Source organism: Streptomyces profundus (genome assembly GCF_020740535.1).
GTDB classification, from domain to species: Bacteria; Actinomycetota; Actinomycetes; order Streptomycetales; family Streptomycetaceae; genus Streptomyces; species Streptomyces profundus.
Window position 1 is genome coordinate 3,119,428 of sequence record NZ_CP082362.1, and the last position, 16,983, is coordinate 3,136,410.

Genomic DNA, 16,983 nt, shown 5'->3' on the forward strand with positions numbered 1-16,983 from the left:
CACGTGAGCAACTCGAAGATCGAGGACATCCTTCCGCTGTCACCGTTGCAGGAAGGCATGATGTTCCATGCGACGTTTGACGAAGAACTCGACGTCTACACCGTTCAGTTCGTCCTGACCATCGAGGGACCGCTGGAGCGGGACCGGCTGCGGGCCGCGGCCGAGGCGCTGCTGCGTCGGCACGCCAACCTCCGCGCCGGGTTCCGGCTGCGGCGCAACGGCGAGCCGATGCAGGTGGTGCACCGCGAGGTGGCGCTGCCCTGGACCGAGGTGGATCTCGCCACGCTGGAACCCACCGCCCGCGCCAAGGAGTTGGACCGGCTCCTCGCCGAGGACAGGTTCCGTCGGTTCGACCTCAGCCAGCCGCCGCTGATGCGGTTCACGCTGCTCGATCTCGGCGCCGACGGCCACCAGTTGGTCCTCAGCAACCACCACATCCTGCTGGACGGCTGGTCCATGCCGCTGCTGGTGGGCGAGTTGCTCGAACTCTACGGCCGGGGCGGTGACCCGGCCGGGCTGCCGCAGGTGACGCCCTACCGGGAGTATCTGAGCTGGCTCTCCCGCCAGGACCAGGCGGCCGGTGAGGCCGCCTGGCGCCAGGTGTTGGACGGGGTCACCGAGCCCACCCTGCTGGCGCCCTCGGGCGCCGGCAGGGCGGCGCGGGCCCCCGAACAGCTGTCCGTCGAGCTGCCCCACGAGCTGTACTCGCGGCTCCAGGAGACCGCGCGCGCCCGCGGCGTGACGCTGAACACCGTGCTCCAGGCCGCCTGGGCGGTGCTGCTGGGCCGGCTGACCGGCCGGGACGACGTCGTCTTCGGCGCCACCGTCGCCGGCCGCCCCCCGGAGGTGCGCGGCGTCGAGTCCATGATCGGACTCTTCATCAACACCCTGCCCGTCCGAGTCCGCCTCAACGGCGAGGAACCACTCGCCGACCTGCTCACCCGCCTCCAGGGCCAGCAGGCGGAACTCCTCCAACACCAGCACCTGCGGCTGACCGACGTGCAGGCCCTCACCGGACTGCCCGAACTCTTCGACACCCTGCTGGTCTTCGAGAACTTCCCCGTCGACGGGGACTCGCTGAGCGAGAACGCCTCGACCTCCACCCTCCAGGTGACCGGCCTCACCGGGGAGGACTCGACGCACTACCCGCTGACGCTGATGGTGATGCCGGCCAGGGAACTGACGCTGCGGATCGGGTATCGGCCGGATCTGATCCCCGAGGACGAGGCCCGCCTCCTGCCCGACCGCCTCACCCAGATCCTCACCACACTCACCGAAGCGCCCTCCACCCCCACCAGCCGGACACCCATCCTCACCACCGAGGAACACCACCGCATCATCCACGACTGGAACAACACCACCCACCCACTCCCCTACGACGACCTCCTCGACCTCTTCCACCACCACGCCACCAACACCCCCAACCACCCCGCACTCACCACCAACAACACCACCCTCACCTACCAACAACTCAACCACCAAGCCAACCAACTCGCCCACCACCTCACCACCCAAGGCACCCAACCCGGCACCCACATCGCCATCGCACTCCCCCGCACCCACCACCTCCCCACCGCACTCCTCGCCACCCTCAAAACCGGAGCCGCCTACCTCCCCATCGACCCCACCTACCCACCCGACCGCATCACCTACATGACCACCCACACCCAACCCACCCACATCATCACCACCACAGAACACACCCACCTCTTCCCCCCACACATCCCCCAAACCCACCTCGACAACCCCACCACCCAAACCACCCTCACCACCCACCCCACCACCAACCCAACCCCCACCATCCACCCCCAAACCCCCGCCTACACCATCTACACCTCAGGCTCCACCGGACGCCCCAAAGGCGTCACCATCCCCCGCCACGCACTCACCAACTTCCTCACCTCCATCCCCCACACCACCCACCCACTCACCCCCAACGACAACCTCCTCGCCGTCACCACCATCGCCTTCGACATCGCCGCCCTAGAGATCTACCTCCCCCTCACCACCGGCGCCACCCTCACCCTCGCCACCCGCAACGACACCCGCGACCCCCACCAACTCACCCACCTCATCAACACCCACCACATCACCACCCTCCAAGCCACCCCCAGCCTCTGGCACACCCTCACCACCACCCAGCCCAACGCCCTCAACCAACTCCACGCCCTCACCGGCGGCGAAGCCCTCCCCACCCACCTCGCCCACCAACTCACCCAACACACCCACACCACCCACAACCTCTACGGACCCACAGAAACCACCATCTGGTCCACCACCACCCCCATCACCCCCACCAACACACCCCCCAACGGAAAAACCCCACCCATCGGCCACCCCATCTGGAACACCCGCGTGTACATCCTCGACAACCACCTCCGACCCCAACCCCCAGGCACCCCAGGCAACCTCTACATCGCCGGCCACGGCCTCGCCCACGGCTACCACAAACGCCCCGACCTCACCGCCGAACGCTTCACCGCCGACCCCTACGGCCCACCCGGCACCCGCATGTACCACACCGGAGACCTCGCCACCTGGACCACCAACGGCACCCTCCACTACCACGGCCGCACCGACCACCAAATCAAACTCCGCGGCCACCGCATCGAACCCGCCGAAATCCAAACCGCCCTCACCACCCACCCCCACCTCACCCAAACCGCCGTCATCCTCCGGGGCGAGGACAGCGCCCACCAGTACCTGTGCGCCTATGTGGTCCCGGCCGACGGCGCCGAAGCGCCGAGCGTCGACGAACTGCGCGCGCACGCCGCGGCGGCCCTGCCCGAGTACATGGTTCCCGGCGCGTTCGTGGTCCTCGACGCGCTGCCGCTCACCCCGAACGGCAAACTCGACCGCGCCGCCCTCCCCGACCCCGAACTGGGCTCGGGGGAAGGCTCCCGACGGCCCCGGACCGCCCGCGAGGAGGCCGTGCACGGCGTCTTCGCCGAGGTGCTCCGGCTGGCCGAGGACGGCTTCGGCACCGACGAGCGCTTCTTCGACCTGGGCGGCAACTCGCTGCTCGGCAACCAGCTGATCGGCCGGGTGCGCACCACCTTCGAGGTCGAACTGCCGCTGCGCACCCTCTGGGACGCGCCCACCGTCAGCCTGCTGGCGAGCCGACTGGACGAGCTGATCGAGGACGGGCAGCACGCCAGGACCGCGCTCACCCGGGTGAAGGACCGCCCCGAGATCGTCCCGCCCTCGGTGGCCCAACGGCGGCTGTGGTTCCTGAACAAGCTGGAGGGGCCCAGCCCCACCTACAACATCTCGCTGCCGCTGCGGCTCTCCGGCGCGCTGGACCGCGCCGCCCTCGGGGCGGCGCTCCAGGACGTGGTGCGCCGCCACGAGAGCCTGCGCACCGTGATCCAGGAGGTGGACGGCGTCCCCCGACAGGTCGTCCTCGACGAGGTGCCCGACCTGACGTTGGTGGACAGCGGCCCCGACCGGCTCGACGCGGATCTCGCAGCCGCCCTGGACCACGCCTTCGACATCGCCAGCGAGATCCCGATCCGGACCGTGCTCTTCGCCACCGGCCCGTCGGAGCACCTCCTGCTGCTGCAACTGCACCACATCGCCGCTGACGGCTCGTCGGCCGCCCCGCTGAGCCGCGACCTCTCGCTCGCCTACACGGCCAGGGTCGAGGGCCGGGAGCCCGACTGGCAGCCGCTGCCGGTGCAGTACGCCGACTACACCCTCTGGCAGAACGAGCTGCTCGGCGACGCCGAGGACGAGAACAGCGTCGTCGCCGGGCAGTTGGCCTACTGGCGGCAGACGCTGGACGGCTCACCGGCCGAGCTCTACCTGCCGGCCGACCACCCGCGTCCCGACCAGCCCAGCTACCGGGGCGGCTCCGTGCCCGTCCAGCTGGACGCCGAGCTGCACGCCCGACTGCTGGAGCTGGCCCAGGCCACCAACGCCACCCCGTTCATGGTGGTGCACGCCGGTGTCGCGGCGCTGCTCTCGGCCGTGGGCGCCGGCACGGACATCCCGATCGGCACGGCGGTCGCCGGACGGAACGACGAGGCCACCGAGAACCTGGTCGGCTTCTTCATCAACACGCTGGTGCTGCGCACCGACGTCTCGGGGAACCCCAGCTTCCGCGAACTCCTCGCCCAGGTCCGCGAGACCAACCTCGGCGCCCTGGCGCACCAGGACATCCCCTTCGAGCATCTGGTGGAGGACCTCAACCCGGAGCGGTCCCTCTCCCACAACCCGCTGTTCCAGGTGATGTTGGCCTACCAGAACGTCGAGTCGGCCGAGCTGCGGATGGCCGGTGTCACCAGCTCCGCCTACCAGTCGGAGGCCCAGGTCGCCCAGTTCGACCTGTCGTTCGCGCTCAACGACCACTACGGGAGGAGCGGCGAGCCCACGGGGATCAGCGGGGTCATCGAGTTCAGCTCCGACCTGTTCGAGCGGGGAACGGTGGAGCGGCTGGCGGAGCGTCTCCACCTGCTGCTGGACCAGGTCACCCGCGACCCGGACACCACCCTGCACCGCCTCACCACCCTCACCCCCGACGAACACGAACAACTCCTCACCACCCACACCGACCAGCCGAACACCCCCCACCCCACCGCCACCCAACTCCTCGAAACCCAAGCCACCCACCACCCCCACCGCACCGCCCTCACCTACCAGAACACCCACCTCACCTTCGAAGAACTCAACCACCGAGCCAACCAACTCGCCCACTACCTCACCGCCCACGGCGCCCAACCCGACACCCTCATCACCACCGCACTCCCCCGCACCGAACAAGCCCTCATCGCCCTCTGGGCCACCCTCAAAACCGGCGCCACCTACCACCCCATCGACCCCCAAGGCCCCACCCAACGCCTCACCCACATCCTCAACGACGCCCAACCCACCCACCTCATCACCACCACCCACCACACCACCCACCTCCCCACCCCCCCAACCACCACCCACATCACCCTCGACGACCCCCACCTCCAACGCATCCTCGCCTCCCTCCCCACCACCAACCCCACCACCACCCACCACCCCCACCAACCCGCCTACCTCCTCTACACCTCAGGCTCCACCGGCCTCCCCAAAGGCGTCATCGTCACCCACCACAACCTCGCCGCCCTGATCCACAACCACCAGAGCACGCTGACCCCACAGGAGGACCGGGACACCGTCCACGTCCACGCCGCCCTCACCGCCTCCCTCACCTTCGACACCTTCTGGGACGCCATCACCTGGCAACTGGACGGCCACACCCTCCACCTCATCGACGACGACACCCGCAGGGACACGGCGGCGCTCGCGGAGTACGTCGTGGCGCACCGGATCGACATGATGGACGTCACCCCGAGCATCGCCGAGCTGCTGGTGCAGGAGGGGCTGCTCAGCAACCCCGAACACCGGCCGCGCACGCTGATGGTGGGGGGCGAGGCATCGGGAGCCGCGCTCTGGGACAGCCTGCGCGCCGCCCCCGACACCGTCTCCCACAACGCCTATGGCCCCACCGAGGCCACCGTGGACACCCTGGTGTGCCCGGTCGCCGAGCAGCCGGCGCCGAGGCTGGGACATCCGACCATCGGCACCCGCGCCTACATCCTCGACCACCTGCTCCGCCCCACACCCCCCGGCACCCCGGGCGAGCTCTACCTCGCCGGACACCAACTCGCCACCGGCTACCTCAACCGCCCCGAACTCACCGCCGACCGCTTCATCGCCGACCCCCACGGGCCAGCGGGCGAACGCATGTACCGCACCGGAGACCTCGCCCGCCGACACCACGACGGAAGCCTCGAATACCTCGGCCGCACCGACGACCAGGTCAAACTCCGCGGCTTCCGCATCGAGTTGGGCGAGATCACCGCCGCGTTGACCCGCCTCGACGGCGTCGGCCAGGCCACCGCCCTCGTCCGCGAGGACAACCCAGGACACCAACGCCTCGTCGCCTACCTCGTCCCCGAGGACCCGGCCACGCCCCCCACCACCGAGGACCTCAGGCGCGAACTGGCCACCGCCCTCCCCGACTACATGGTCCCCACCGCCTTCATCCACCTCGACGAACTGCCGTTGACCACCAACGGCAAGATCGACCAACGAGCGCTGCCCACACCCCCCACCACCAACGAGAGCGACTACCACGCCCCCCGCACCCCCCAAGAAGAAACCCTCACCGCGCTCTTCGCCGAGATCCTCAACGTCCCGCGCGTCGGCGTCGACGACAACTTCTTCCACCTCGGCGGGGACAGCATCCTCTCCATCCAGCTGGTCTCCCGGGCCCGCAAGGCCGGCCTGGTCCTCACGCCCCGGGATGTCTTCCGGGAGCGTTCGGTCGCCGCGCTGGCGCTGGTCGCCAAGCGGGAGGCGCCCAGGGCCGTCGCCGGCCCTGACGACGGCATCGGCGAGGTGCCGTTGACGCCGATCATCCGGGGGCTGAGCGAGAACGCCACCGCGATCAGCCGCTTCAGCCAGTCCGCCGTGGTCCGCACGCCCGCCGGGCTGACCAGGGCGCAACTGGCGGCCTGCCTCCAGGCGTTGGTCGACCACCACGACATGCTGCGGCTGACGCTGGACCGGGCGGCCGACGCCCCCTGGACGCTGCGCGTCAGGCCGCGCGGCGCCGTCACCGCCGACGCCCTGATCCACCGAGCCGATGTCGCCGACGCCGACGCCGAGTCGCTGCACGCCACGCTGACCTCGCTGGGCCAGGAGGCGGTCGACCGGCTCGACCCAGACGGCGGCGTGCTCCTCCAGGCCCTGTGGTGCGACGCGGGGCCCGCCCGTCAGGGCCGACTGCTGCTGGTGATCCACCATCTGGCGATCGACGGCGTGTCCTGGCGCATCCTGCTGCCCGACCTCGCCCAGGTCTGGCAGGCGGTCAGCGCCGGCCGGAAGCCGGAGCTCGACCCGGTGGGCACCTCGTTCCGCACCTGGGCCAAGGGGCTGGTCGAGGCCGCCGGGGAGCCCGCCAGGGTCGCCGAGTTGGAGGACTGGCGGCGGCGCCTGGCGACCGCCGAGCCGCTGCTGGCCAGCCGGCCGACCGACCCCACGCGGGACCTGGCGGCCACCGTGCGCTCGACGACCGTCACGGTCCCCGCCGAGCTCACCGAGGCGCTGCTCACCCGGGTGCCGGCGGCCTTCCACGCGGGCGTCAACGATGTCCTGCTCACCGCCCTGGCCGTGGCGGTGGCCCAGCACCGCCACGCGTCGGGGGACACCGCCACCGGTCTGCTGCTGGCCCTGGAGGGCCACGGCCGCGAGGAGCTGGTACCGGGCGCCGATGTGACCAGGACGGTCGGCTGGTTCACCGCCGAGCACCCGGTGCCGCTGGACGCCGGGCGGCTGGACTGGGCCGAGGTGTGGGACGGCGGGCCCGCCGTCGGCGCCGCCGTCAAGCGGGTCAAGGAGCAGCTGCGGGCCGCCGCCGACAACGGCCTCGGCCACGGCCTGCTGCGTCATCTCAACGCGGAGACCGGTCAGGCGCTGGCGGCCTTCCCCGACCCCCAGGTCGGCTTCAACTACCTGGGCCGCTGGGGCGCGGGTGGCGCCGCCAGGGGCGAGGACTGGTCGCCGGCCGGCGAGGGCGGCGAGATCGGCGGCGACGACCCGGGGATGCCGGTGGCGCAGGGTCTGGAGATCCTGGCCTCGGCGGTGGACCAGGCCGAGGGACCGGAGCTGACCTCCGACTGGCGTTGGGCCTCCGGGCTGTTCGACGAGGCGGAGATCGAGGGCCTTGCGGCGACCTGGGTGCGCGCCCTGCGCGCCCTGGTGGCGCATGTCGACCAGCCGGGCGCCGGTGGGCGCACGCCGTCCGATCTGGAGCTGGTGAAGCTGGGCCAGTCCGAGATCACCGCCCTGGAGGCGGGCGACCCCACCTCCGTCGAGGACATCCTGCCGCTGGCGCCGCTCCAGGAAGGGCTGCTCTTCCACGCCCAGTTGGAGGACGGCGACGAGGACGACGTGTACGCCACGCAGTCGGTGTTCACGCTGCACCACGCGGTGGACCGCGCGGCGCTGCGGGCGGCAGCCCTGACGGTGCTGCGTCGGCACGCCAACCTGCGGGCCGGCTTCGTGCGGTTGGGCTCGGGGCAGGCCGTGCAGGTGGTGCACCGCGAGGTGGCGCTGCCCTGGACGGACGTGGACCTCTCGGCGCTGCCCGAGGCCGAACGCGCCACGGAGCTCGACCGGCTGATCGCCGAGGACAGGTTCCGCTCCTACGATCTGACGGCGCCCCCGCTGCTGTACTTCACCCTGGTCAAGCTGGCCGCCGACCGCTGGTCGCTGATCCTCAACAACCACCACATCCTGCTGGACGGCTGGTCGACGCCGCTGCTGCTCAACGAGCTGTTCACCGCCTACCAGCGGGGCGGCGACCCGGCCGGGCTGCCGCAGGTGCCGCCCTACCGGGAGTATCTGACCTGGCTCTCCCGCCAGGAGCAGGCGGCCGGAGAGGCCGCCTGGCGCCAGGTGTTGGACGGCGTCACCGAGCCGACGCTGATCGCGCCGCCGGAGTCCAGCCGGACATCGGCCACTCCGGTGCAGTGGGAGACGCAGCTCCCCGACGAGCTGTACTCGCGGCTCCAGGAGACCGCGCGCGCCCGCGGCGTGACGCTGAACACCGTGATGCAGGCCGCCTGGGCGGTGCTGCTGGGCCGGCTGACCGGCCGGGACGACGTCGTCTTCGGCGCCACCGTCGCCGGCCGCCCCCCGGAGGTGCGCGGCGTCGAGTCCATGATCGGACTCTTCATCAACACCCTGCCCGTCCGGGTCCGCCTCAACGGCGAGGAACCACTCGCCGACCTGCTCACCCGCCTCCAGGAGCAGCAGGCGGAGCTCCTCCAACACCAGCACCTGCGACTGACCGACGTGCAGGCCCTCACCGGACTGCCCGAACTCTTCGACACCCTGCTGGTCTTCGAGAACTACCCGCTGGACGCCGACGGACTGCGCGAGGGTTCGGAGGGGCTGCGGATCGCCGACTTCGACGGCGAGGACTCGACGCACTACCCGCTGACGCTCTCCGTGACCCCGGCCAGCGGCCTCAGCGTACGGATCGGGTATCGGCCGGATCTGATCCCCGAGGACGAGGCCCGCCTCCTGCCCGACCGCCTCACCCAGATCCTCACCACACTCACCGAAGCACCCACCACCCCCACCAACCAGACCCCCATCCTCACCACCGAGGAACACCACCGCATCATCCACGACTGGAACAACACCACCCACCCACTCCCCTACGACGACCTCCTCGACCTCTTCCACCACCACGCCACCAACACCCCCAACCACCCCGCACTCACCACCAACAACACCACCCTCACCTACCAACAACTCAACCACCAAGCCAACCAACTCGCCCACCACCTCACCACCCAAGGCACCCAACCCGGCACCCACATCGCCATCGCACTCCCCCGCACCCACCACCTCCCCACCGCACTCCTCGCCACCCTCAAAACCGGAGCCGCCTACCTCCCCATCGACCCCACCTACCCACCCGACCGCATCACCTACATGACCACCCACACCCAACCCACCCACATCATCACCACCACAGAACACACCCACCTCTTCCCCCCACACATCCCCCAAACCCACCTCGACAACCCCACCACCCAAACCACCCTCACCACCCACCCCACCACCAACCCAACCCCCACCATCCACCCCCAAACCCCCGCCTACACCATCTACACCTCAGGCTCCACCGGACGCCCCAAAGGCGTCACCATCCCCCGCCACGCACTCACCAACTTCCTCACCTCCATCCCCCACACCACCCACCCACTCACCCCCAACGACAACCTCCTCGCCGTCACCACCATCGCCTTCGACATCGCCGCCCTAGAGATCTACCTCCCCCTCACCACCGGCGCCACCCTCACCCTCGCCACCCGCAACGACACCCGCGACCCCCACCAACTCACCCACCTCATCAACACCCACCACATCACCACCCTCCAAGCCACCCCCAGCCTCTGGCACACCCTCACCACCACCCACACCACCACCCAACCCAACCCCCTCAACCAACTCCACGCCCTCACCGGCGGCGAAGCCCTCCCCACCCACCTCGCCCACCAACTCACCCAACACACCCACACCACCCACAACCTCTACGGACCCACAGAAACCACCATCTGGTCCACCACCACCCCCATCACCCCCACCCACGTAACCAACCCCCCCATCGGCCACCCCATCTGGAACACCCGCGTCTACATCCTCGACAACCACCTCCGACCCCAACCCCCAGGCACCCCAGGCAACCTCTACATCGCCGGCCACGGCCTCGCCCACGGCTACCACAAACGACCCGACCTCACCGCCGAACGCTTCACCGCCGACCCCTACGGCCCACCCGGCACCCGCATGTACCACACCGGAGACCTCGCCACCTGGACCACCAACGGCACCCTCCACTACCACGGCCGCACCGACCACCAAATCAAACTCCGCGGCCACCGCATCGAACCCGCCGAAATCCAAACCGCCCTCACCACCCACCCCCACCTCACCCAAACCGCCGTCATCCTCCGGGAGGACGAGGGCAAGTCGCCGATGCTCGTCGCCTATCTGGTGCCGACCGCCGACGCCGAGCTGCCGGCGGACCCGGACTGGGCCGGCCATGTGCGGGAGACGCTGCCGGAGTACATGGTTCCCGAGGCGTTCGTGGTCCTCGACGCGCTGCCGCTCACCCCGAACGGCAAGCTCGACCGCGCCGCCCTCCCCGAGCCCGAGGCGACCGTCAGCAACGGGCGTGGGCCACGGACCCCGCGTGAGGAGCTGCTCTGCGAGCTGTTCGCCGAGGCGCTGGGTCTCGACCGGATCTCGATCGACGACAACTTCTTCGAGTTCGGCGGCAACTCGATCAGTTCGGCCATGCTGGTGGCCAGGATCCGCAGCACCTTCTCGGTCAGCCTGCCGCTGCGCACGCTGTGGAACGCGCCGACCGTGGCGCAGTTCGCCGAGACGCTGCGGAGCGACCAGGGCGGGGTCGAGGAGGACGACCCGTTCGCCGTCCTGCTCCCGCTGCGGACCGGTGGCTCCCGGGCCCCGCTGTTCTGTGTGCATCCGGTGGCCGGGCTGAGCTCCGCCTACTCGGGGCTGCTGCGACATGTCGAGGACCGCCCGGTCTACGGGCTCCAGGCGCGTGGCCTGGACCGGGACGAGCCGCTGCCGGCCGATATGGCGGAGATGGCCAGGGACTACGTGGCGCAGATCCGCCGGGTCCAGCCGCACGGCCCCTACCACCTGCTGGGCTGGTCGATGGGCGCCAACGTGGCGCACGCGATGACCGTCGAGCTGGAGCGCGCCGGCGAGGAGGTGGGCCTGCTGGTCTATCTGGACAAGCTGCCGGCCGTGGCCGAGTCCGAGGTGGTCGGCGACGTCCCCGAGGTCGACGAACAGGACATCCTCGACGGGCTGTTGAACGCCGTCGGGGTGGAGCCCGCCAGCCTGGGCGAAGGCCCGCTCGACCCGGCCAGGGTCTGGGAGGTCCTGGAGCGGGAGGGCAGCGCGCTGGCCGGTCTCGAACGCCGCCATGTGCCGCGGATCGCCGCGGTCACCGCCAACAACCGGCGTCTTGAGGACACCTGGCACGGCGCCGAGCTGCGCGCCCGGGTGCTGGCCTTCGTGGCCACCCCCGATCCCCTGGCCGACCGGCACCTGGTCCGCCACCACCTGGACGCCTGGCGACCGTTCGCCGAGGAGCGGGTCGAGACCCACCAGGTGGCGTGCAGCCACGGCGAGATCATGCGGCCTGGCCCCATGGGCGAGGTCGGCCGGATCGTCGCCGAGCGGCTGGACCGGCTCTGAGCCGAGTCGGGTGGGTGGACGGTCGGCGGGCCGCCCACCCACCCGGCTCCTTCCTGACGGAACAAGGAACGGGAACAACGGGAACGATGACGACTGCCACCCTGACCATCGACGAACTCGAGACGATCAACCTCGCCGACCCCATGACCCACAGCACCAGGGACCTGGCCGACTACTGGCGGCTGCTGCGCACCAGGCGGCCGGTCTTCCGGCATCCGGAGACCGAGAACGGCCCGGCCTTCTGGGTGTTGTCGCGCTACGCCGACCTGCTGGCGGTGTACCGGGACAACGAACGGTTCATCTCCTCCCGGGGCAACGTGCTGACCACGCTGTTGAACGGCGGCGACTCGGCCGCGGGGAAGATGCTGGCGGTCACCGACGGGCGCCGGCACCGGCAGCTGCGCGCGGTGCTGCTGAAGGCGTTCTCCCCCCGGGCCCTGGACCGGGTGGCCGAGCAGGTGCGGCGCACCACCAGGGAACGGGTGCGGGCCGTGGTGGCCGACGGGGAGTGCGACTTCGCCAAGGACGTCGCCGCGCACATCCCGATGGGCACCATCTGCGCGCTCCTCGGCGTGCCCGAGGAGGACCAGGAGTTCCTGCTGCGGCTCAACAAGTCCGCGCTGAGCTCGGACGACGCGGCGGCCACCGACCGGGACGCGCGGCTGGCCCGCAACGAGATCCTGATGTACTTCTCCGGCCTGGCCGACCAGCGCCGTTTCGACCCCAGGGACGATGTCATCAGCGTGCTGGCGACGGAGACCATCGACGGCAAGGAGCTGACGGACGACGAGATCGTCCTCAACTGCTACAGCCTGATCCTGGGCGGCGACGAGACCAGCCGGCTGTCGATGATCGGCGCGATGGAGGCCTTCACCCGCTATCCGGAGCAGTGGCGTGCGCTGCGCGACGGCGAGGTCGCCGTCGAGACGGCGACGGAGGAGGTGCTGCGCTGGATGACCCCGACGTTGCACTTCGGGCGGGTCGCCAGGTACGAGACCACGGTGGGCGACCAGTTGATCCCGGCGGGCGAGGCGGTGACCCTCTGGAACTGCTCGGCCAACCGGGACGAGGAGGCGTTCCCCGACCCGTACGCCTTCGACCTGGCGCGGACCCCGAACAAGCATCTGACCTTCGGCCATGGGCCGCACTTCTGCCTGGGGGCCTATCTGGCCAGGGTGGAGATCGGCGCGCTGCTGGAGAGCGTGCGGGAGATGGTGGACTCGATCGCCGTCAGCGGCGAGGTGCGGCGCATCCACTCCAACTTCCTGACCGGCATCAGCCAGCTGCCGCTGACCCTGACCGCCAGGTCCTGAACGCGAGACCGCCCCGGCCCGCCGGCGACGTCTGTCGCGGCGGGCCGGGGCGGTCGGCGGTTCAGGCGGGCTGGAGCTCGGTCCGCCTGGTGCGGCGGCGGTAGTGGTGGACGCCGAGCGCGGCCACCAGCGGCCCCCAGGCCGCGAGCGGCACATAGGCGCCGACCAGCGCGACGCGCTGGAAGCCGGGGCTGGTCATCTCCGAGATGGGGGTGCCATAGCCGGCGTGCACGCCCCAGGCGGCGTAGACGCAGCCGCCGAGGACGAGCAGGCCGCCCACCACCGCCGGCACAGCGGCGGCCAGCGGATGCACCTTCCGGCCGCCGATGAGCGGAATCCAGCGCGGCGCCACCTCACCCCAGGACTGCACAAGGCCCAGGGTGAGCCACGCGGCGCCGAACTGGGCGCCGCTCATCACTATCAGATACGGATACTCCCACCAGTACAGATTCATTTCCTGGTGGACCGGAATTCTGGCGACCAGAGCCATTCGCCACAGGACCGAGGGAACGTTGAGCAGAGGCACCGCGATTGCCGAGATCTTGGCCCATCTCGGCACATCGGGCAACGTCTGGACCAACGGATGCTTTGCGATGCGCCTGCGGAGTCCAGCCAGCGTAGACATCCGAATTCCTCTTTCCTGCGACCGTCCCGGTTCTCTGCCGGAACTATCGTCTCCCGCCGGGCTGTCCCGCCGGATCATCCCTGAAGCTAGCGCCGCTACGCCCTGAGGATGATATTCACCAGACCACCGGGAGCCGTTCCAGCGGTCGCACCCCAATGCGCTGGAGATAGCGCAGTTCTGACGGGTCGACAGCCAGCTTGATTTCGGGGCGGCGGGCGAACATCCGGCGCGTTCCGACCTCGGTGATGAGCTTCGCCAGATGCGCTCCGGAACAGTAGTGGATACCGAAACCAAAGCTCATCTGGGCCGGTTTGGGGCGGTCCAGGTCGAGCTTGTGCGGGCAGCCGGGGAACTGTTCCTCGTCCCGGTTGGCGGAAAGGACACTGACCACCACCGTCTCGCCGGCGGGAATCTCCACCCCGCCGATCTCGACCGGCGCCGTGGTGACCCGCTGGAGCGAGGTGGTGAGCGGGTTGACGAACCTCACCAGTTCGTCCATCGAGCTCTTCCAGCTCTTCGGGTCGGCCAACAGCCGTTCCCGCTCCGCCGGGTGGGTGAGCAGGGTGGCGAGCACGCCGCCGAGCAGCGTCGCCGTGGTCTCGTTCCCGCCGGACATCAGGGCGAAGGCGGTGGAGAGGATCTCGATCCTGGTCAGCCGACGGTCCTCGTCGGCGTGGATGAGCGCCGAGAGCAGATCGTCGCCCGGCTCCTTCTCCTTCTCCTCGATGAGTCCCGACAGGTAGTCCGACAGCTCGCGGATGTTGGCCTGCCGGTCGGCCACCGCCGACGGGTCGGCGGCGAAGTGCGTGTGCAGCGCCACCGACCAGCGCAGGAACTCCGACCACATGTGGGTCGGCACGCCCATCAACTCGGCGATGATGATCACCGGCAGCGGGTCGGCGAACCCCTCGATCAGATCGGCGGGTTGGCCGGTCATCCGGTCGATCAGCTCGTCGGACACCTCCTCGACCCTGGCGCGCATCGACTCGGTCCGCTTCGGGGTGAAGGCGAAGCTGATCGCCTTCCGCAGCGGGGTGTGCCGGGGCGGGTCCAGGTTCGCGAGGTGGTTGGCCTCCTCGGGCGGCGGCAGGATGGTCCGCCCCGCCTCCTTGGACATCTGCTCGTACTGGAGGTGGATGTCGCGACTCAGCCTGGTGTCGGACAGCGCGACCTTGGCGTCCGCGTGGCGGGTCACCACCCACATGCGCTGGCCGTCCGGCAACGGGAACTCCGTCACCGGCCGTTCCGCCCGCAGGTGTTCCAGCATCGGGTAGGGGTTCTGGGTGAACTCGTTGGTGAGCATCCAGTACTTGGAGAGGGGTCGCGTGCTGCTCATGAGGTCTCCCTGGAGCTCAGCCCTCGGCCGCCGGGGCGGCGGCCGTCTTCTGGCCGAGCAGGCCGATGATGTCGCGGAGGCTGGTGACCTGCGCGATCTCGGTGGACTCGATCTTGATCTCGTACTCGCGCTCCATGGCGACGGCCAGCTCAAGGGCCAGCAGCGAGTCCACGCCGAGGTCCTCGATGAAGTGGGCCTCGTCGGTGATGACCTCCTCGTCGAGGTCCAGCACCTGGGCGACCAGCGCGCGCAGTTCGGCCTTGTCCACGGTCTTGGCGGCGTTCATGGGGTCTCTCTCCTGGATCTGCTGAATCTGCTGGGTCTGCTGGACCGGCTTGTCGCGCCGGACGTTTCGAAGGGGCGGGTGACAGCCCGCCCTGGGCGGGTCAGCCGCAGCCGCCGGCGTGCCCGGCGTCCTGCTGCGGAACCTCAAGATCGGCCCGGTCGGCGATGGCGCCGAGCCAGGACTGGTCGGACGGGTCGGAGAGCTCGGCCCCGCCGAGCACCGCCACATAGGCCCGGAACCGGTCGACGCCGAAGAACTTGTCGCGCCCGGCGACAAAGAACGGCACCCCGAAGACGCCGTCCTTGTGCCCCCTGGCCAGTCCCGCGACGCCGCGCTCGCGCAACGCCGGATCGTCGGCCGCGGTGGCCACCCGCTCCGGGTCGAGGCCCACCTCGCCGCCGATCCGGCCGATCAGCTCACGGTCGCTGATGTTCTCGCCGCGCTCCCAGCGCGCCTGGTACACCTTGTCGGCGAACGCCCGGCCCTGGCCCGCGTCCACCGCCAGCAGGTACGCCAGGTGCGCGACCTCCCAGTGCGGGTCGCGGTCCACCGGCCAACGCATCTGCCAGCCGCGGGCCTTGGTCAGCCGGGCGGTGTCCTGGAGGATGTAGAAGTCCTTCTCCCTCGACATCGCCACGAACGGCAGCCGGATGCCCCGGTCGGCGAGCGTCTTCTCGGTGAGCTCGTCCGGGTTCCAGGACGGGATCCACTCGATGGTGTCGGCGATCTCCGGGTGGTTTTCCGTCAGTTCCCGGTAGGCCATCCAGGAGTAGGGGCTGCGGAACGAGAAGTACCAGCGCGGGCCCTTGCCCGGCTTGGTCGCTGCGGACATCTCAGTCTCCCTGGGGTAGGGGCGGGTGGGGACGGTGCCGCGCGGTCACAGGCGGATGCCGCCGTCCACGTGGAAGACCGAGCCGGTGACATAGGCGGCCCGGTCGGAGGCGAGGAAGGACACCAGGTCGGCCACCTCGTCGGCGGTGCCGAGGCGGCGCAGCGCGATCTGCTTGCGGGCGTCCTTGAGGAACTTCTCGTCGACCGCCGCGGTCATGTCCGTCTCGATGAAGCCGGGGGCGACCACGTTGACGCGGATGCCGTAGCGGCCGACCTCCTGGGCCAGCGACTTGCTGAAGGCGATGATCCCGGCCTTGGACGCCGCGTAGTTGGACTGGGCGGCGTGCCCGTGCACCCCGGCGACCGAGGAGAGGTTCACGATGGTGCCGGACTTGCGCTTCATCATCTCGTAGACCACCGACCGGCTGAGGTGGTAGACCCCGTCCAGGTTGACGTCGAGGACGGAGTGCCACTGCTCGTCGGTCATCAGCAGCAGCGGGTTGTCCCGCGTGATGCCGGCCGAGGCGACGGCCAGGTCGACGGGGCCGAGCTCCCGCTCGGTGCGGGCGACCAGCTCACGCACGGCCGCGCCGTCGGCGACATCGGCGCGGACTCCGAGCGCCCGGCGGCCGAGTGCGGTCAGCTCCTTCTCCAACAGCTCGGCGGCGGAGCCGTCCGAGGCGTAGCAGAAGGCGATGTCATAGCCGTCCCTGGCGAGCCGCAGCGCCGTGGCGCGGCCGATACCCCGGGAGCCGCCGGTGATCAACGCGACCCGCTGGCTGTTTTCCGACATGGGTTGTTTCCCTCG

Annotated in this window: 7 protein-coding genes; 2 read left to right on the top strand and 5 right to left on the bottom strand. The window is 70.1% G+C overall.

Annotated elements, in window-relative coordinates; all coding sequences use genetic code 11:
• Positions 1 to 3 precede the first annotated feature (3 nt).
• Positions 4 to 11,784 carry a non-ribosomal peptide synthetase gene (locus K4G22_RS13585; protein WP_228080488.1) on the top strand — a complete coding sequence of 3,927 codons (11,781 nt, stop codon included), beginning with the start codon at positions 4 to 6 and terminating at the stop codon, positions 11,782 to 11,784.
• Between the two features lie 86 nt (positions 11,785 to 11,870).
• Entirely contained in the window at positions 11,871 to 13,097 is a 1,227-nt protein-coding gene (locus K4G22_RS13590) for a cytochrome P450 (protein WP_228080489.1), read from the top strand.
• A gap of 61 nt (positions 13,098 to 13,158) precedes the next feature.
• On the opposite strand, the gene K4G22_RS13595 is transcribed toward K4G22_RS13590, so the two are convergent.
• The 5 genes from K4G22_RS13595 to fabG form a co-directional block, all read right to left on the bottom strand.
• Entirely contained in the window at positions 13,159 to 13,551 is a 393-nt protein-coding gene (locus tag K4G22_RS13595; RefSeq protein ID WP_228080490.1) for a hypothetical protein, read from the bottom strand.
• Positions 13,552 to 13,837: 286 nt separating this feature from the next.
• The gene (locus tag K4G22_RS13600; RefSeq protein WP_228080491.1) at positions 13,838 to 15,058 is read right to left on the bottom strand and encodes a cytochrome P450 family protein; all 1,221 of its coding nucleotides are present in this window, start codon (positions 15,056 to 15,058) and stop codon (positions 13,838 to 13,840) included.
• A gap of 16 nt (positions 15,059 to 15,074) precedes the next feature.
• Complete coding sequence (locus K4G22_RS13605; RefSeq protein WP_228080492.1) at positions 15,075 to 15,344, bottom strand: acyl carrier protein; 270 nt, start codon at positions 15,342 to 15,344, stop codon at positions 15,075 to 15,077.
• Positions 15,345 to 15,444: 100 nt separating this feature from the next.
• The gene (locus K4G22_RS13610; protein ID WP_228080493.1) at positions 15,445 to 16,176 is read right to left on the bottom strand and encodes a 2-hydroxychromene-2-carboxylate isomerase; all 732 of its coding nucleotides are present in this window, start codon (positions 16,174 to 16,176) and stop codon (positions 15,445 to 15,447) included.
• A gap of 45 nt (positions 16,177 to 16,221) precedes the next feature.
• Positions 16,222 to 16,968 carry a 3-oxoacyl-[acyl-carrier-protein] reductase gene (fabG, locus tag K4G22_RS13615; RefSeq protein ID WP_228080494.1) on the bottom strand — a complete coding sequence of 249 codons (747 nt, stop codon included), beginning with the start codon at positions 16,966 to 16,968 and terminating at the stop codon, positions 16,222 to 16,224.
• Positions 16,969 to 16,983: the final 15 nt, after the last annotated feature.

Bases quoted from the DNA above. Each gene is read 5' to 3' on its own strand.
- fabG (WP_228080494.1), bottom strand. From the start codon at position 16,968: ATGTCGGAAAACAGCCAGCGGGTCGCGTTGATCACCGGCGGCTCCCGG.
- K4G22_RS13600 (WP_228080491.1), bottom strand. From the start codon at position 15,058: ATGAGCAGCACGCGACCCCTCTCCAAGTACTGGATGCTCACCAACGAG.
- K4G22_RS13610 (WP_228080493.1), bottom strand. From the start codon at position 16,176: ATGTCCGCAGCGACCAAGCCGGGCAAGGGCCCGCGCTGGTACTTCTCG.
- K4G22_RS13590 (WP_228080489.1), top strand. From the start codon at position 11,871: ATGACGACTGCCACCCTGACCATCGACGAACTCGAGACGATCAACCTC.
- K4G22_RS13595 (WP_228080490.1), bottom strand. From the start codon at position 13,551: ATGAATCTGTACTGGTGGGAGTATCCGTATCTGATAGTGATGAGCGGC.
- K4G22_RS13605 (WP_228080492.1), bottom strand. From the start codon at position 15,344: ATGAACGCCGCCAAGACCGTGGACAAGGCCGAACTGCGCGCGCTGGTC.